Annotated in this window: 14 protein-coding genes; 6 read left to right on the plus strand and 8 right to left on the minus strand. The window is 72.7% G+C overall.

Going from position 1 to position 17,195, the window contains the following annotated elements; genetic code table 11:
• Positions 1-4 precede the first annotated feature (4 nt).
• Positions 5-1,432 carry an Ig-like domain repeat protein gene (locus tag VMF51_RS25545; protein ID WP_325477313.1) on the plus strand — a complete coding sequence of 476 codons (1,428 nt, stop codon included), beginning with the start codon at positions 5-7 and terminating at the stop codon, positions 1,430-1,432.
• A 15-nt stretch (positions 1,433-1,447) separates the two neighbouring features.
• Here VMF51_RS25545 and VMF51_RS25550 read toward each other — a convergent pair whose 3' ends face one another.
• The 4 genes from VMF51_RS25550 to VMF51_RS25565 form a co-directional block, all read right to left on the minus strand.
• The gene (locus tag VMF51_RS25550) at positions 1,448-2,014 is read right to left on the minus strand and encodes a TetR/AcrR family transcriptional regulator (protein WP_325477314.1); all 567 of its coding nucleotides are present in this window, start codon (positions 2,012-2,014) and stop codon (positions 1,448-1,450) included.
• A gap of 17 nt (positions 2,015-2,031) precedes the next feature.
• Positions 2,032-2,661 carry a helix-turn-helix domain-containing protein gene (locus VMF51_RS25555; RefSeq protein WP_325477315.1) on the minus strand — a complete coding sequence of 210 codons (630 nt, stop codon included), beginning with the start codon at positions 2,659-2,661 and terminating at the stop codon, positions 2,032-2,034.
• Positions 2,662-2,675: 14 nt separating this feature from the next.
• Positions 2,676-3,479, minus strand: a complete 804-nt coding sequence (locus tag VMF51_RS25560; protein ID WP_325477316.1) for a purine-nucleoside phosphorylase — start codon at positions 3,477-3,479, stop codon at positions 2,676-2,678.
• 295 nt (positions 3,480-3,774) lie between these two features.
• Entirely contained in the window at positions 3,775-4,227 is a 453-nt protein-coding gene (locus VMF51_RS25565) for a gamma-glutamylcyclotransferase family protein (protein ID WP_325477317.1), read from the minus strand.
• A 69-nt stretch (positions 4,228-4,296) separates the two neighbouring features.
• Here VMF51_RS25565 and lpdA point away from each other — a divergent pair, with 69 nt between their 5' ends.
• Both lpdA and VMF51_RS25575 read left to right on the plus strand, forming a co-directional pair.
• Entirely contained in the window at positions 4,297-5,691 is a 1,395-nt protein-coding gene (gene lpdA / locus VMF51_RS25570) for a dihydrolipoyl dehydrogenase (RefSeq protein WP_325477318.1), read from the plus strand.
• Entirely contained in the window at positions 5,691-7,085 is a 1,395-nt protein-coding gene (locus VMF51_RS25575; RefSeq protein ID WP_325477319.1) for an NAD(P)H-quinone dehydrogenase, read from the plus strand. Before lpdA ends, VMF51_RS25575 begins: the two co-directional genes overlap by 1 nt.
• Here VMF51_RS25575 and VMF51_RS25580 read toward each other — a convergent pair.
• Positions 7,082-7,753, minus strand: coding sequence for a DUF305 domain-containing protein (locus VMF51_RS25580; RefSeq protein WP_325477320.1), 672 nt, complete (start codon positions 7,751-7,753; stop codon positions 7,082-7,084). The two genes, VMF51_RS25575 and VMF51_RS25580, sit on opposite strands and share 4 nt — an antisense overlap.
• 78 nt (positions 7,754-7,831) lie before the next feature.
• Between VMF51_RS25580 and VMF51_RS25585 the strand changes: the two genes are divergently transcribed.
• Both VMF51_RS25585 and VMF51_RS25590 read left to right on the plus strand, forming a co-directional pair.
• A complete protein-coding gene (locus VMF51_RS25585; protein WP_325477321.1) occupies positions 7,832-8,998 on the plus strand; it encodes a SpoIID/LytB domain-containing protein in 1,167 nt (388 codons plus the stop codon).
• Positions 8,999-9,134: 136 nt separating this feature from the next.
• Complete coding sequence (locus VMF51_RS25590) at positions 9,135-10,304, plus strand: SpoIID/LytB domain-containing protein (protein ID WP_325477322.1); 1,170 nt, start codon at positions 9,135-9,137, stop codon at positions 10,302-10,304.
• A gap of 40 nt (positions 10,305-10,344) precedes the next feature.
• On the opposite strand, the gene VMF51_RS25595 is transcribed toward VMF51_RS25590, so the two are convergent.
• From VMF51_RS25595 to VMF51_RS25605, 3 genes are all read right to left on the minus strand, one after another.
• Positions 10,345-11,595, minus strand: coding sequence for a hypothetical protein (locus tag VMF51_RS25595; RefSeq protein ID WP_325477323.1), 1,251 nt, complete (start codon positions 11,593-11,595; stop codon positions 10,345-10,347).
• A gap of 241 nt (positions 11,596-11,836) precedes the next feature.
• A complete protein-coding gene (locus VMF51_RS25600; RefSeq protein WP_325477324.1) occupies positions 11,837-12,277 on the minus strand; it encodes a VOC family protein in 441 nt (146 codons plus the stop codon).
• Between the two features lie 95 nt (positions 12,278-12,372).
• Entirely contained in the window at positions 12,373-14,124 is a 1,752-nt protein-coding gene (locus tag VMF51_RS25605) for a helicase (RefSeq protein ID WP_325477325.1), read from the minus strand.
• Positions 14,125-14,245: 121 nt separating this feature from the next.
• Between VMF51_RS25605 and VMF51_RS25610 the strand changes: the two genes are divergently transcribed.
• Entirely contained in the window at positions 14,246-16,648 is a 2,403-nt protein-coding gene (locus VMF51_RS25610; protein ID WP_325477326.1) for an OmpA family protein, read from the plus strand.
• Positions 16,649-17,195: the final 547 nt, after the last annotated feature.

The raw sequence follows: 17,195 nt of genomic DNA on the forward strand, positions 1-17,195 counted from the left end.
CACCATGTCCATGCTCACCCGAGGCAGGTCGCGCTTCGCGGCCCTCGGCACCGCCGGCGCGCTCGCCGCGTCCGCGCTCGTCTTCGCCGCGCCGTCGGCGCAGGCGGCCGAGCCGACCGCAGTCTCGCGGGCGCTGTCCTGGTCGATCTCGACGCAGTTCATCGAGCACCTCTCCACCCGCACGCTCGGTGGCGGCGCCACCTTCGACGAGACTGCCCAGACCTTCACCTTCCCGGGGGCGAGCACCGCGGTCTCCGGCGATGTCACCACCTACTCGTACGGCGGGTCCGTCCGGGGAGCGTTCGCCTTCAGCGGTACGGAGTACTACTCCGTGACCATCGCCGAGCCCCAGGTCAGCGTGGACGGCGAGGGCGACGGCGAGATCACCGCGGTGGTGTCGGCCACGAACGCGGCCTCCGGCGGCAACCCGGCAGGCTCGACCACGCCCGCTCGGGTCACGGTCGCCGAGTTTGCCGACGGCACCGTGGACTTGGGCGGGGTGTCCGCCACTCCTGACTGGACCGGCGTCCTGCCGTCCGGCAGCGAAGAGGCGATCGCGCTCGGCATCGTCACGAGCCCGACCAAGCCGGAGAACCCGGTGGGCGGCGCCTCCTTCAACCCGGACTTCCTGGAGCAGCTGACGTCGGGCGTGCGCGCGCACTTCTACGCCAGCGGCGCGACCGCTGATCCCAAGAAGCCGGTCGCGTCCTTCATCGCGAGCGCGGTCCCGACGGTGACCCCGTCGACCCTGGCGACCTCCTACGCGGACGGCGTCGACGTGCGCATCGACGGCGCCGGGTTCAACCCGAGCACCCAGCCCGGTGACGCCGGTGTCTACGTGGGCGTCGCGCCCGCCGACGCGGACATCGACTTCAACGACCGCGAGGCCGGGACGGCCGCGATGGTGGCCGTCGACTGGGTGATGCCGAACCAGTTCACCGACGGTGCGTTCACGAAGTTCCTGAACCTGCCGACCGCGAAGCTGGTCAAGGGCAAGGAGTACGCGATCTTCACGTGGCAGGCCCACACCTACTCCAACCCGAGCCAGGACACCATCACCCCGGTCGCCATCGACTGGAACGCGCTCACCCCGCCGGTGGTCACCCCGCCCGTCACCCCGCCGGCGCCCGCCAAGGTCGCCCCGAAGCTGACCCTGAAGGTCACCAAGGCGCCGACCACCCGCAAGGCCGGCCGCGCCGTCCTCACGGTCAAGGGCAGCAAGGGTGCCGCGACCGGCAAGGTCAAGGTGCAGGTGCTGAAGGGCAAGAAGGTCGTCAAGAAGTTCCGCACCGCGTCGCTGAAGAAGGGCAAGCTCACCATCGCCCTGCCCAGGCGCGCGAAGGGGACCTACAAGGTCAAGGTCACCTACGCCGGCAACGCGTCGTACAAGGCCGCGTCGAAGGCGAAGGCCTTCAAGATCCGCAAGCGCTGACCTGACGCCCGTCCCTCAGCCCGCGGCGCCGACCGCCCGGAGCACGAACGTCTCGATCGTGCCCGGCGGCAGGTGCCGCGGGCTGAGGCATGCATGGACCAGGGACAGCGTGCCGTCGAGGTCCTCGATGCGGAACGCCCCGGACTCGACGCCCGCGCGCAGGATGTCGCGCAGCACGTCCTCGACCGCGACGACGTGCTCGCGGATCGCCTGGCGCGACGAGGGCGGGAGGATGCCGTACAGCTGGGGTCCCAGCCCCATGTGGAACTGCTCGCCGGCCTCAAGGTGGTGGCGCAGGTAGGTCCGCAGCTGGTCGACCGGGTCGGAGCTGCCGCGCAGCGCCTGGCGCAGCTGGGCGACGTACTGCTCGGTCTCGTGGGTGGCGAACGCGACGACCACCGCTTCCTTGTCGTGGAAGTGGTGGTAGATCGCCGTCCGGCCGATCTCGGCGCGCTCGGCGATCAGCGCCATCGTGATCGCGTCGAAGCTCCGCTCGGCCATCAGCTCGGCGAAGGCGGCGAAGACCCGACGCTGGAGCTGCTCGCGATGCTGCTGCAGGTTGTCGCCGGAGATGCGGGGCACGCGTGCAGGCTAGCGGCTCAGGGGAGAGGCGCGGTCACCATCGCGGTCACCATCGAGATCAGGTTGCGGATGAAGTCGTCGGTCGGCAGCTGGGGCCGGCCCGGGACCTCCTGGTCCAACGCCTTCGCCCGGTCGGCGATCGAGCGCAGCAGGAAGCTGGTCGCGAGTGCGGTCCGTTCGAGCCGGAGCTCCTCGGACATCTCCGGCAGCCGCGCGTTGATCAGCTCGTAGACCTCGAAGCCACCCGACCGGGACAGCACCTCCTGGACCGCCGGGTCGGCGGACTCGGGCTCGTCGTCGACGAGCTGGGCGACGATCTGCAGGAAGCACCGTCCGCGCCAGCCGGTCTCGGCGAGCTCGACGGAGGGTCGTACGACAGCCTCGAACGCGCTGGCCAGGTCGTCGTCCGGCCGGCTCCGGGCGATCGCCAGCAGCTCGCGCTCGCGGGGGCCGAGGAACTCGGCCTCGCGCGCGAGGACGGCGACGAGCATGCCCTCCCGCGAGCCGAAGTGGTAGTGGACGGCGCCGCGGTTGCGCTGGCCGGCCTGCCGGGTGATCTCGAGCAGCGACGCGTTGTGGACGCCGTGCTCGGCGAACGCTCGGGTGGCTGCGTCGATCAGCAGCTGACGGGTGTCGTCGGCGCTCATGTGCTTTCCTCCTGCTAGATCCTCGGGACGATCCGTCCCAACAGCCCACCCATGCGCGAGGCCGCTGCCCGCCCGGCCTCCAGGACCTCGGCGTGATCGAGGGGCGCGCCGCTGATCCCGGCGGCGAGGTTGGTGACCAGGCTGATGCCGAGCACCTCCATGCCTGCCTCGCGCGCGGCGATCGCCTCCAGGGTGGTGCTCATGCCGACCAGGTGGCCGCCGATGATGCCGGCCATGCGCACCTCGGCCGGCGTCTCGTAGTGCGGCCCGGGGAACTGGACGTACACCCCCTCGTCGAGCGAGGGGTCGATCTCCCGGCACAGCTCGCGCAGCCGGGGGGAGTACAGGTCGGTGAGGTCGACGAAACGCGCCCCCACGATCGGCGAGCGCCCGGTGAGGTTGATGTGGTCGCTGATCAGGACCGGGGTCCCGGGCGTCCAGCTCTCCTTGAGCCCGCCGCAGCCGTTGGTCAGCACGATGGTGCGGCACCCGGCCGCGGCCGCGGTGCGGACCCCGTGGACGACGGCCTCGACACCCTTGCCCTCGTAGTAGTGCGTACGGCTCATGAACACCAGCAGCTGCTTGTCGCCCGCCGCGATCGAGCGGATCTTGCCCGAGTGCCCCGCCACCGCCGCCGCCGAGAACCCCGGCAGGTCGGTCGTGTCGATCTCCGCCGTCGCCGTCCCGAGGGCGTCCACCGCCGGCAGCCACCCCGACCCCAGGACCAGCGCGACGTCGTGACTGGCGACGCCGGTCAGCTCCGCGAGAGTCGCGGCAGCCTGCTCGGCCAGGTCGTAGGGGGTCTGCTGATCCGTCACGCGCCGGACTCTAGTCCTCCGAGTGGGTTCCGAGCAGCGACGCGCGGTGGGGTGGGGTGGGTGGGAAATTCCCCGGTCTACCGAGGAAGTTGGACGTTCTCAGGCATCGCGTCGGCCCAGAACGTACGGAAATGGCCGAGAAGTGGGTCCCGGTCTCCGGGCGCGCGCGGCCGGGAATCGTGCACAGACGCGGATCTGCCGGCGCACGGGCTGGCGCTGCATCCGGCTCACCTGGGCCGACCTGGAGAACCCCGAGCGGACACCGGTAGACCGGGGAATCTGCAGACCCGGACCCCTACAACCCCGTCGACCGGCAGGGCCGGCGGCGGAGCGCGGCGACGTAGTCGGCCGGGGCGTCGGCGGCCTCGGCGGCGTCGGCGAGGACGCCGAGGGCGAGGGCGGAGGGCAGGCCGCCCTCGTAGGCGTCCAGCACGTACGTCCAGGCGACCAGCTCGCCGGTCATCGTCGCGACGCGGACCTTGGTCTTGCGGTACAGCCCCGAGTCGGCGGACTCCCAGCCGTCGAGCGACGACTCGTCCTCGCGGGTGACGTCGTACACCGCGACGAAGACCTGCTCGAACGGGTCCTGGACGAGTGTGGGGAGCGCGCCGTCCCAGCCGTGCTCCTCGCCGCCGAAGGTGAGGCGCCAGCCCTCCAGCCACCCGGTGGTCTGCAACGGGGAGTGCGGGCAGCGCTCGCCCATCCGGGTCGGGTCCAGGTTGGTCCCGTAGGCGGCGTAGAGCGTCACGGGGAGCAGGCTATCCGCCAGGACCTCCCGCCTTGGGGTGACCTGCGCGACAGCCCTAGTCTGGATGTCGTGACCACCCACTTCGATGTCCTCGTCCTCGGCGCCGGCCCCGGTGGCTACGTCGCCGCGATCCGCGCCGCCCAGCTCGGCAAGTCCGTCGCCGTCGTCGAGGACAAGTACTGGGGAGGCGTCTGCCTCAACGTCGGGTGCATCCCGTCCAAGGCGCTGCTGAAGAACGCCGAGCTCGCGCACACGCTGACCCACGAGAAGGCCAAGTACGGCATCGAGGGCGACGCGACCATGGCCTTCGGCCCGACCCACCAGCGCTCGCGCCAGGTGAGCGCCGGGATCGTCAAGGGCGTCCACTACCTGATGAAGAAGAACAAGATCACCGAGATCGACGGTTGGGGCACCCTGACCGGCGCGAAGGGGATCGACGTCAAGGACAAGGACGGCGGCACCACGTCGTACACCTTCGACAACCTGATCATCGCCGCGGGCGCCCAGGTGCGGATGCTGCCGGGCATGCAGAAGAGCGACAACGTCGTCACCTACGAGGAGCAGATCCTCGACGAGAACCTCCCGAAGTCCGTGATCATCGGCGGCTCCGGCGCGATCGGCGTCGAGTTCGCCTACGTCATGGCCAACTTCGGCGTCGACGTGACCATCGTCGAGTTCCTCGACCGGATGGTGCCGACCGAGGACGCCGACGTGTCCAAGGAGCTGCTGAAGCACTACAAGAAGCTCGGCGTGAAGGTGCTGCTCTCGACGAAGGTCGAGAACGTCGAGGACACCGGCTCCGGCGTCAAGGTCACCGTCAGCAAGGACGGCAACACCGAGGTCCTCGAGGCCGACAAGATGCTGGCGGCCTTCGGCTTCGCCCCGCGCGTCGAGGGCTACGGCCTGGAGAACGCCGGCGTCGAGCTCACCGACCGCGGCGCGATCGCGATCGACGACTTCGGCCGCACGAACGTCGAGGGCGTCTACGCCATCGGCGACGTCACCGGGAAGCTGATGCTCGCCCACGTCGCCGAGGCGATGGGCATCGTGGCCGCCGAGACGATCGCCGGCGCGGAGACCATGCCGGTCGAGTACGACTTCGTCCCGCGCGCGACGTACTGCCAGCCCCAGGTGGCCTCGTTCGGCTACACCCAGGCCCAGGCCGAGGAGAAGGGGTACGACGTCAAGACGGCCACCTTCCCGTTCTCGGCCAACGGCAAGGCCCAGGGCCTCGGCGAGGCGGTCGGCTTCGTCAAGGTCGTCGCGGACGCCGAGCACAACGAGATCATCGGTGCCCACCTGATCGGCCCCGACGTGACCGAGCTGCTGCCGGTGCTGACGCTGGCCCAGAAGTGGGACCTGACCGCCGACGAGGTCGCGCGCAACGTGTTCGCCCACCCCACGCTCGGTGAGTCGGTCAAGGAAGCCGTCCACGGCATCGCCGGCCACATGATCAACCTCTGATGACTGACCGCGTCGTCATCGTCGGCGGCGGCCCCGGGGGCTACGAGGCCGCCCACGTGGCCGCCCAGCTCGGGGCCGAGGTGACCATCGTCGACTCCGACGGGGTCGGCGGCTCGGCCGTGCTGACCGACTGCGTGCCCAGCAAGACGCTCATCGCCACCGCGGAGGTGATGAGCGAGCTCTCCGGGGCCGCCGAGCTGGGGGTCAGCTTCCTCGACACCGAGGGGGCGTCCGCGGAGTCGATCCGGGTCGACCTCGCGCGGGTGAACGCGCGGGTCAAGCAGCTCGCCGCGGACCAGTCGTCCGACATCGGGCGGCGGCTGGAGCGCGACGGGGTCCGCCTCGTCAACGGGCGGGGCCGGCTCGACGGCACCAACCGGGTCGTGGCCGCGCTCGCCGACGGCGGCGAGGAGACGATCGAGGCCGACGCGGTCCTGGTCGCCACCGGCGCCGCGCCGCGCACCCTGCCGTCGGCGATGCCCGACGGCGAGCGGATCCTCACCTGGGAGCAGGTCTACGACCTGACCGAGGTGCCGACGGAGCTGATCGTGGTCGGCTCCGGCGTCACGGGCGCGGAGTTCGCGAGTGCCTACCTCAACCTCGGCATCCCGGTCACCCTCGTCTCGAGCCGCGACCGGGTGCTGCCCGGCGAGGACGCCGACGCGGCGGGCGTGCTGGAGGACGTGCTGCGTCGCCGCGGCATGACCGTGCTCTCCAAGTCCCGGATGGAGTCGGTCACCCGCTCCGGCGACACCGTCACGGTCGCGCTGACCGACGGTCGCACCGTCGAGGGCTCGCACTGCATCCTCGCCCTCGGCTCGGTCCCGAACACGGCCGACATGGGCCTGGAGGAGGCCGGCGTACTCCTCAAGGACGGCGGGTTCGTGTACGTCGACCGCGTCTCGCGTACGTCGGCCCGCGGCGTCTACTCGGCCGGCGACTGCACCGGCGTCCTGATGCTCGCCTCCGTGGCGGCCATGCAGGGCCGGATCGCGATGTGGCACTTCCTCGGCGACACCGTGCACCCGCTGGACCTGAAGAAGGTCTCCTCGAACGTCTTCACCGCGCCCGAGATCGCCACGGTCGGCTGGTCCCAGCAGGCCGTCGACGCCGGCGAGATGCAGGCCGAGGTCGTCATGCTGCCGCTGTCGGGCAACCCGCGCGCGAAGATGCAGGGCGTCCGGGACGGCTTCGTGAAGCTGTTCTGCCGCCCCGGCACCGGCATCGTCGTCGGGGGCGTCGTCGTCGGCCCGCGGGCCAGCGAGCTGATCCACCCGGTCTCGATCGCGGTCGCGGAGTCGCTGACCGCCGACCAGCTCGCCCAGGCGTTCACCGTGTACCCCTCGATGAGCGGCTCGGTCGCCGAGGCGGCCCGGCGGCTGCACCGCATCTAGCTCGCCGGCAGCTGCGCCAGGAGCCGCTCCATCCGGGCGACCTCGGCGCGCTGACCGGCCCGCACCTCGGTCGCGATCTCGGCGGCCCGGGGATCGGTGCCGGTCGCCAGGACGTCGTCCGCCATGGCGATCGCGCCACGCTGGTGACGGAGCAGCTCGTCGAGGAACAGCCGGTCGAAGGCCGGCCCCTCGGCATCGGCCAGCGCCGCCAGGTCGTCGGCGGCGAGCAGTCCCCGCATCGGATGGTGCCCGTGCTCGCCGTGGTCGTACTCGTGCGGGTCCTCGTCGGGCGACGGTACGTCGATCCCGCGCTCGGCCAGCCAGCCCGCCATCAGCCAGACCTCCGGCCCCCGTGCCGCCTCGGTCCGGGCGGCGAGCGCCCGGACCCGCGGGTCCGCGGCGCGGGTCGCCGCCAGCTCGGCCAGGTCCAGGGCCTGGCCGTGGTGGGGGATCATCATCTGCAGGTACGACACGTCGTCGTGGTTCCAGTCGGGCGTGGCGGTGGCGGACGAGCCGGGCTTCGTCGGCGTCGCATGGGTGTGGTCGCCCTGACCGGGGAGGTGTGCGTGGCCCTCCGGCGGGGGAGCGGATCCGGCCCCCGAGCAGCCCGCGACCGCGGCGTACCCCACGACGAGGGCGGCGGCGAGCAGGGGACGGAGCGGGCGCACGCGCCCAGCACATCACGCGGGGGCGGTGTTCGGGTGGCGGCTAGCCTGGACGACTCGTCGACCCTCGGGAGCTGATCCATGCGCCGCCTCGCCCTGCCCACCATCGCCGCGATCGTGCTGGCGCTCGTCCCGGGGACGTCGTCCGCCGCGGAGGGGCCGGCCCGGCTGGTCCTGCAGGGCAAGGGCTGGGGGCACGGCCACGGGATGTCGCAGTACGGCGCGCAGGGGGCCGCGCTCCACGGGCTCAACCACCGGCAGATCCTCCGCTTCTACTACCCGGGCACCCGGTGGGGCCGCGCGGGCGGCAAGGTGCGGGTGCTGATCTCCGCCGACACCACCGCCGACGTGGTGGTGCGCGACCGCGCCGGCCTGAAGGTGCGCTCGCTCGGCAACGGCATGACCGTCGACTTGAGGAAGGCCCGGCCCGCAGCCCGTGCCTGGCGGATCACCGCCGCCTCGCCGACCCGGAGCCTGGTCTCGTGGAAGGGGCGCTCCGGCGGCTGGCAGCGGCTGCGCACCGTGAAGGGCGACGCGCAGTTCCAGGCGACCGGCCCGATCACGCTGGTCACGCCGTCCGGCTCGGTGGCCTACCGCGGCGCCCTGCGCTCCGCGACCGTCAAGCCCGGGCGGAAGGCTCGGGACACGGTCAACGTCGTCTCGCTCGAGAACTATCTGCGCGGCGTCGTACCCGCCGAGGTGATCGCGGGCGCGTGGCGGCCGGCCGCGCTCCGCGCCCAGAGCGTCGCGGCCCGCACGTACGCGGCGTACGAGCGCCAGCACCCGCTCGCCCGGCACTACCAGTTGTGCGACACCGCGCAGTGCCAGGTCTACACGGGGACGAGCAACGAGCATCCCCGCACCGACGCCGCCATCGAGCGGACCCGGGCCGCGGTGCTGACCCACCGCGGGCGCCCGGCGTTCACGCAGTTCTCGTCCAGCAACGGCGGCTGGACGTCGGCCGGTGCGTTCCCGTACCTCTCCGCCAAGAAGGACCCGTACGACGCCATGCCCTCGAACCCCAACCACACCTGGCGCCACGTCGTCCGGGCGACCGCGATCGAGGCCGCCTGGCCGGCCCTCGGCGACTTCCGGCGGATCACGGTGCTCCGGCGGGACGGCCACGGTGCCTGGGGCGGCCGGGTCGACCGGGTCCGGGTCGTGGGGTCGCGGGGGAGCACGACGGTCTCCGGGGACACCTTCCGCAGCTACCTGGGGCTGAAGTCGAACTGGTTCCGGGCACGCTGAGAACTACAGATCTGTAGTTCACACGGTCTCGTTGCGGGGCCGTTGGGGCGCGTGATGCGATAGGTGTTCCCACTGGTCACGGGCGCAACTCGGTGCACCCCAGCCACACCTTCTCGCCCGGAAGCTCGGCCCCTCCATGCGTCTGCGACTGCTCCTCGTCCCTGCTCTCGCCGGGCTGCTCCTGGCCCCGCCGCCGGCGCAGGCCGCGGACCGCTGGGCGGTGCCCGCCGGTTCGACCGTCACCATCAGCGGGCACGGCTACGGCCACGGCCACGGGATGTCCCAGTACGGCGCGCAGGGCGCCGCCCGCCAGGGGCTGAGCCACGACCAGATCCTGGCCTTCTACTACGCCGGGACGACGCCGGGGAAGATCGCCGGCCGGGTGAGCGTGCAGATCTCCGCCGACACCACCGACGACCTCCTCGTCCGGGCGCGCGCCGGGCTCACCGTCACCGACCGCAAGACCGGCAGGCGCTGGACGCTGCCCCGCAACGGCGCCCGGTTGTGGCGCGTCGCCACGAACCGCAAGGGCGTCACCCGGGTCACGTACCGCACCGACCGGTGGCACCGGTGGCGGGTCCTGCGGGGTGACGGGGAGATCGCGGCCGGCGGCCGGCCCGTCACGCTGGTGACGCCGTCGGGCGACCGGCCCTACCGCGGGCGGCTCCGGCACGCCTCGGTGGCCGGTGGCGGGCACGACACCGTGAACGTGCTCTCGCTCGAGGCCTACCTGCGGGGCGTCGTACCCCTGGAGATGCCGGCGACCTGGAGCCCCGCGGCGGTCCGCGCCCAGGCGGTCGCGGCCCGGACCTACGCGGCGTACGAGCGGGCGCACCCGCGGTCGCGGCACGCCCAGCTCTGCGACACGACGTCCTGCCAGGTCTACGGCGGGTACGCCGCCGAGCACCCCGCCTCGAACGCCGCGATCGCCGCCACCCGGGGGAGCGTCCTGCTCGACGGCGGGCGGCCGGCGTTCACCCAGTTCTCCTCCAGCAGCGGCGGCTGGACCTCGGCGGGCTCGGTGCCGTACCTGCGCGCGTTCGAGGACGTGTACGACGGCTGGTCGGGCAACCCCGTGCACGCCTGGACAGTCCGGCTCGCCCCTGCCCGTCTGGAGCGCGCCTGGCCGAGGATCGGCACGCTCCGCGACATCCGGGTGACCGCGCGGGACGGCAACGGGAAGTGGGGCGGGCGGGTCCGCTCGGTCACGCTGACCGGCAGCGCCGGAAGCGTCACCGTCTCCGGCGACACGTTCCGCAGCGTGCTGGGCCTGCGGTCGACGTACCTGACGTTCGCGGTGTCCTGAGCGCGGGCGGACGGCTCGCCGCCGCCCGCCCGCGCGCGGATCAGCAGGCGGCGCCGGCGGGGGTGCGACCGCGGAAGAGCCTGTCGGCGTAGGCCCGGGTGGCGTCGTACGACTGGTCGACGACGGCGCGGTGGTCGGCGCCCTGGTAGATCGAGTAGTCGATCGGCGGCGCCGCGCCGCACAGCACGGAGACCAGGTAGTCGACGCCCGGCTTCGCCACGAGGGTGTCGGCGGTGCCGGCGGCGACGAAGGTCGGCACCCGGGGAGCGAACCGCACGGCGTCCTGCGAGTCGAGGTACGCCGTCAGCGGGCCGAAGTCGGCGTCGGGCTCGAAGATCTGCGGCGGGGTGAGCGTCTCGGCGACCTCCCGGATGGCGCCCATGCAGCCGGTGCGGCCGGCGTCGAGCAGAGGCTGGGCGACGTCCGTGACCAGGGCGTCAGCGTCGACGGTGTCGGTCGCGGCAGCCGCTCCGAGCAGCAGCGGCGGCAGGAAGGCGATCGCCGCCTGGGCGCCGGGCAGGTTGTTCTTGATGTACGGCGCGGTCTGGCTGAGTCCGACGCCGCCGGGCGCCAGTGACATCGCGCCGAGGAGCTCGGTGCCGCGGTGCTTGCGGGGTCCGGCCGCGGCGGCGAGGGCGGCGTGGCCACCCTGGCTGTGGCCCGCGGCCACCCACTCCCGACCGACGTGGCGGTCGAGCTGGCGGGCCGCGACGACGATGTCGGCCACGGTGCGCGCGGCGCTCGGGCCGTTGATGTACGGGTGGTCGCCCGGGGTGCCGAGGCCCTCGTAGTCGGTCTTCGCCACGACGTACCCGGCGCCGCTCCACTTGTCGAGGGTCTGGTCGACTCCGCCGAGGTAGTCGTGGGCGGGGCCGTCCACGGTGTCGCGCGACGGCGCGCACGCGTCCGCCGTACCGGTGGTGCCGTGCGCCCAGCTCAGCACGCGCCAGCCGCCGCGCGGGGCCTTGCCTCGGGGGAGGGAGACGGTGCCGGTGACGCGGATCTTCTGGTCGCGGGCGCCGACCGAGACGTACTCGACCAGGTAGGTGGCCCGCGCACTCGGGAGCGCCGCCGCCGTGCGCAGGGGCCGCGCGCTCAGCAGGGTGCCGCGGGGCTTGCGCAGGTCGGCGTGCTGCCCGTGCGGCTTCCCGTGCTTCGCCGGGGCGGCGTCGGGGCGGCTCGGCGCCGCGGCCGGCGGGGCGGCCGGCGGGGCGGCCGTCGAGGGGGCGCTCGCCAGCCCCGTGGTCAGGAATACGGCCGCCGCCACGGCGGCCCAGGATCGTGCGCTCAACGTTCCTCCTCTGCGGGCGCCCGAGGCGCCCTGTGGTCCGGGTCACAACCACGATCGCCGCGCCCGCCGACAACTCGTCCGGCATGTCCCGCTGAGCGGCAAAACCTGTGCTGCGACCGCAACCGACGCTGGTTGAGGTGCGAGCGAAGCGACGACCTGCGCCGGTTGAGGTGCGAGCGAAGCGAGCCTCGAAACCTCGTGAGCCCACAGTCGGCCCTCAGCACCCCCGCCCGTCGGCGAGTCAGCCCAGCTGCTCGAACAGCGACACCACGATCCCCTCCGGCCCGCGCACATAGGCCATCCGCACGCTGCCCTCGTACTCGCCGATGCCGCCGACGAGCCCGTACCCGTCCGCCGCCACCGCGTCGACGGCCGCCTGCAGGTCGCCGACCTCGAACGACACGTTGCGCAGCCCGAGCTCGTTGGCCATCGCGGCAGGCGAGCCGGGCACGTGGTCGGGCGTGACGAAGCGCGCGAGCTCCAGCCGAGCCCCGCCGTCCGGCGGGCGCAGCATGACGATCTCGCAGTGCGCGCCCTGGAGGCCGCAGACGGTGTCGATGAACTCGCCCTGCACCGACCCGGTGCCCTCGACCTCGAGCCCCAGCCCGACGAAGAACGCCTTCGCCGCGTCGAGGTCGGCGACGGTGATGCCGACGTGGTCGAAGCGTCGCACGTGTGTCATGACGTCATCCTCCGGTGGTCCGGCCTCGTACTCGGACATACGTAAGTGCCGTCAGCCCAGCGTCCGCACGCTCAGCACGGTGCCGGATTCCCGACTTAGGTACGTCCGTCTACGCCCACGCCGTCCTCGGTCAGTGCCGCGGCCGGCAGCCAGTCGGCGCCGAGGAGCTGAGCGAGGTCGGCGAGGCCGGTGGTATCGCTGCCCACCGCGTCGGAGGCGGCGGCGATCCGCTCCACCATCACCCGGCCGACCTGCTCCTCGACCGTGCCCTCGGCGTACGCGATGTGCCACGGCGAGACCTGGTGGTCGCGGTGGGTGCGACCGGTCACCTGCCGTCCGGCGATGCCCGAGAAGCGCGCCTGGTGGAAGACGCCGACCCGTGGGTCGGCGCTCGCCCGGCGGCCGTCGCCGAGGGTCTCGCCGGCATGCAGGCTGATCGAGGCGACCGTGGTGAAGACGCAGACCTTCGCCTCTCCGGTCTGGAACCGGAGCCGCTCGGCCTCGGCGTCGAACCGGTCGCGGCCGTAGATCGTGGCCACCTCGATGCCCGAGTCGCGCAGCCGGTCGGCGATGGGGTCGGCGGCGGTGGCGACGAACTCGACCGAGCACGCCACCTGGCGCTCGGCCTCGACCTGCTGGGCGATCCAGGCGGCCGTCGAGTCGACCCGGATCAACCCCGCCTTCTGCCGGAAGCGCAGCAGCGCGGCCCGGCCCTTGACGACGTTCCGGCCACGTCGCGCGATGTCCATCTCGCGGCAGAACTCGCCCCACTCGGCCTCGTACGCCGCTCGCTCCGCCGGCGTGAGCGCCACCGGCATGCCGGAGATCGGCACCGGCCCCCACGGTGCGGCGCGGTGCAGCATCGCCGGAGGCCGCTCGTCGGCGAGCCAGCCGCGCACCAGCTTGAGGTCCGCCGCGCGGCGCGCCGGATCGGTGGTCCAGGTCGCGCCGTACCGGCCCGGCTCCACGCCGACGCCGTGTCGCTCGAGCGCCGCGGCGAACGTGGGACCGGGCTGAGCCGCCGAGGTCCACTCCCGCATCGGCTCGCCGAGCACCTGCGCATAGGCGGGCGCGAGGTACGGCAGCTCCAGCGGCGTGTGTCCGGGCGTCGCGGTCGTCGCGATGACGAACGGCGCCGCGTCGTGAGGCTTCCCGTGCCCCGAGATCCGCGCCCAGAGCTTCCACCGCTTCGTCGTCGTACGGCGCAGCGCGTGGGCCTCGTCGGCGATGATCACGTCCCACGTGTGGTCCGCGACCTTCTCCAGCCGGTCCCAGGTGATCACGACCCACTCCAGGCCGCCGTCGCCGAGCGCCGCGATCGTGCGGCACCAGTGGCCGATCGTGATCGCGGCCGGTCGGTCGGCCACGACGAGCACCCGCTCCGCGCCGCGCAGGTCGCCCACCGCGATCGCGCCGAGGACCGCGGAGATCGTCTTGCCCACCCCGGGCTCGTCGGCCAGCAGGAACAGCCGTCCGCCGGCTTCGGCCCGCGCCGCTATCGCGTCGGCCGCCTCGAACTGGATCCGCCGGGGCTCGAGCGCGTCGGTCGGCTCGGGAGCCGGTGTCGGGTCGTCGGGGTTGAGCGTGTTCTCGACGAACCGCCCGAGCGTGTACGGCCCCGGGGCGTAGGGCGCGAGGTGCGCGGGCAGGGCGCGGCCGACGTACAGATGGGTCTTGACCGCGGGGTGCCAGGAGGCGCCGTCGACCGGGGTCCCGTACGGGACGTCGAGCACCCACAGCCGCTCGCCCCGCCCGGCGACCGGCAACGGCCGTGACGGCTGTCGCGTCCCGCTGCGCCGCGACGAGGTGCTGCGCCGGCGAGCGCTGGATCCGCGACGACTGGCCACCCCTGGACGCTACAGGCGACTCGACGCCTCAGCCTCCCGCCCCTCCCGCCGATGGACCTGAGGTACTGCAACGAAATCCGCCCGTCTGCACGACCCGAGCTCGAAGGCACCGTCACTCCTCATGCTTGTCACCCACGTCAGTGGTACGAGCGCGTCGCCAGTCCGGCGCGCTCTGTCCGCCCTCCTCGCCCTCGCCATCACCGTCATCGGCACGTTCGCCGGGATGGTCGGCATCGCCGCGCCCGCGAGCGCCACGCTCCCTCCCGCCTCGTGCACCTGGACGGAGCTGAGCAACCTGCCCGAGGGGGTGCGCGCCGCCGAGTTCAGCGCGCCCACCGACGGTTGGCTGGTGCTCTTCGCCGACGGTGTGCTCCGAGACGAGTACAGCATCTGGCTGCGAGGCACGATCAAGCGCGCGGACGCCGAGTTCGCCGCCGAGCTCGAGGCCGACGTCATCGAGTGGCGCTGGTACGACCCGAGCGTCGTCGACAGCGAGTCGCTCGCGACGATCACCTACGGGACGCCGTACGCGTGCGACTTCAACTGGCCCGTGCCCGGCGCACAGTCCATCGACTTCACCCAGCCCGCCGACGTCACGCACGGCGAGACTCCCGAGCCGCTCGTGGTGTCGGCGACCTCCGGCCTCCCGGTGACCACGGAGTCGCTGACCCCGGAGGTCTGCACCGTCGACGGCGTCGACGTCACGCTCGTCGGGCTCGGCGAGTGCACCATCGAGGCCACCCAGGCCGGCGGCATCGCGCCGGACGAGACGGAGTACGCGGCGGCCTCCCCGGTGTCCCGTACGTTCATCGTCAACTCGGGCATCCGGCTCCAGGAGGTGCAGTTCACCGACCCCGAGAACATGCGCATCGGCGAGGGGTCCCAGGTCCTCTACGCCACTGCCGACAGCGAGGGTCCGGTCTGGTTCGAGTCGCTCACCCCCGAGGTGTGCATCGCGACGAACCGCGCGAGCAACTCCACCGTCTCCGCGGATGCTCTCGGCGAGTGCACGGTCCGCGCCCACCAGAGCGGCGGCCCGGTCGGCAACGGCCACTTCGAGTACAACGCGGCGCACGCCGACAAGACCTTCCACGTCTGGCCGGCCGCCCTCGACCAGACCATCACGTTCCCCGAGCTCGACGACGTCCACCTGAGCGACGACGCGCAGTACCCGGCCGCGACCTCGACCTCGGACCTCGAGGTCACCTACCGCAGCCTGACCCCGGAGACCTGCGCGGTCACCGGTGACCAGGTGGGGCTCCCCAGGCGCGCGGGTCGCGCGGCGTACGCCGCCGGCGTCCGCACCGAGGTCGACTACCTCGCCGTCGGCACCTGCACGGTGGAGGCGACCCAGGAGGGCAACGCCGACGTGAAGACGGTGGAGACGGTCTTCAACGCCGCCGAGCCGGCCTCGCGCTCGTTCGAGATCTCCGCCGACCCGGTCCTGCCGCAGACGATCACGTTCCCGGACCCGGCCCAGATGACTGTCGGCGACGCCCCGCAGAGCCTCCAGGCGACCGCGTCCTCCGGCCTGCCCGTGACGTACGACCTGGCGGCCGACGTGAGCCCGTGCTCCCTGGACGGCTCGAAGGTCGTCGCGCACCACCCCGGCAGCTGCGTCATCGTCGCCGAGCAGGCCGGCGGCGTCCACGACGGCCACACGTACGCCGCCGCCGAGCAGGTGCTCCGCACGGTCACGATCGTCGCCGCCCCGGTCGCGAAGACCCAGGACGTGAAGGTCTCGGGCAGCCGCGGCTACCCCCTCTCGGCGCGTACGGCGGGCGTGACGTTCGCCAGCTCCGCCGGCCTGCCGGTCACCGTGACGACGCAGACCCCGAAGGTCTGCGCCGTGGCGAAGGGCGATGTCGTCCTGAAGTCCGCCGGCACCTGCCGCCTGACCGCGGTCGCGGCCGGCAACGCCGACTACGCGGCGTCCAAGCAGGTCGCGGTCGCGTTCCCCGTCTGGGCCGCCCCGAAGTTGCCGGCGAAGGCGCGCGCACCGCGCGCCGTCACGGTGCTCGGCCAGGGCGAGAGCGCGTACGGCGTCACCGCGTCGCCCGCGAAGGTCTGCGGCACCGCGTCCGGGCGGGTCGTCCTCACCGGTGCGGGGAAGTGCACGATCGTCGTCCGCGACGGCTCGCGGGTCGTCCGACGCGCCAAGGTCGGCGTCACCGAGGTCAACGCGGGCAAGCCCAGCACGAAGGACCTCGAGCTCATCGGCTCGGTGCGCTTCGACTTCAACTCCTCCGAGCTCACCCCGGCGGCGAAGAAGACCCTGCGGCGCCTGGCGCCCAAGCTCCGCTCGTCCGAGCTGGTCGTCGTCTACGGCAACACCCAGGCGTACGGCGGCGGCGACAACGCCGCCAACCGGAAGCTCTCGGCCCGGCGCGCCGCCGCGGTCGTGAAGTTCCTCCGCGCCCGCGGCGTGAAGGCCAAGGCGACCACCGTCGCCATGTCCTCGCGCAACCCCGTCGGCAAGAACGAGGCCGCCAACCGCCGAGCCGACGTCTACTGGGTCCCGTGACCCTGAAGCACTAGGCACGTACGACGCCGCCGTCAGCGAACCCGCTGACGGCGGCGTCGTTCTTTGATCACGCCGCTCGCGGCGGCCGCGCGAACGCTGGTTGAGGTGCGAGGCGCCCCAGCGGGTGCCGACCGCTGGTTGAGGTGCGAGGCGCCCCAGCGCCGAGCCTCGAAACCCGGTGAGCGGTACAACGGCGTCGGTGGGGCGTGCTTGTCGGGCTGCGGGGTTTCGAGGCTCGCTTCGCTCGCACCTCAACCGGCGTTGGGTGACGCTGGTTGAGGTGTGAGGCGCCCCAGCGCCGAGCCTCGAAACCCGGTGAGCGGTACGACGGCCTCGGTCGGGCGTGCTTGTCGGGCTGCGGGGGTTTCGAGGCTCGCTTCGCTCGCACCTCAACCGGCGTTGGGTGACGCTGGTTGAGGTGTGAGGCGCCCCAGCGCCGAGCCTCGAAACCCGGCGACCCGACAAGCAGCCGGAGCCACCCGCTGGCCCCTCAAACGCCTATCCACAGATACCAACGACCACCCCCGAATCGAACACCAGTTCGAGT

Origin of the sequence: Nocardioides sp. (assembly GCF_035503875.1) — a bacterium.
GTDB lineage: Bacteria > Actinomycetota > Actinomycetes > Propionibacteriales > Nocardioidaceae > Nocardioides.

Bases quoted from the DNA above. Each gene is read 5' to 3' on its own strand.
- VMF51_RS25555 (WP_325477315.1), bottom strand. From the start codon at position 2,661: ATGAGCGCCGACGACACCCGTCAGCTGCTGATCGACGCAGCCACCCGA.
- VMF51_RS25575 (WP_325477319.1), top strand. From the start codon at position 5,691: ATGACTGACCGCGTCGTCATCGTCGGCGGCGGCCCCGGGGGCTACGAG.
- VMF51_RS25545 (WP_325477313.1), top strand. From the start codon at position 5: ATGTCCATGCTCACCCGAGGCAGGTCGCGCTTCGCGGCCCTCGGCACC.
- VMF51_RS25590 (WP_325477322.1), top strand. From the start codon at position 9,135: ATGCGTCTGCGACTGCTCCTCGTCCCTGCTCTCGCCGGGCTGCTCCTG.
- VMF51_RS25610 (WP_325477326.1), top strand. From the start codon at position 14,246: ATGCTTGTCACCCACGTCAGTGGTACGAGCGCGTCGCCAGTCCGGCGC.
- VMF51_RS25585 (WP_325477321.1), top strand. From the start codon at position 7,832: ATGCGCCGCCTCGCCCTGCCCACCATCGCCGCGATCGTGCTGGCGCTC.
- VMF51_RS25600 (WP_325477324.1), bottom strand. From the start codon at position 12,277: ATGACACACGTGCGACGCTTCGACCACGTCGGCATCACCGTCGCCGAC.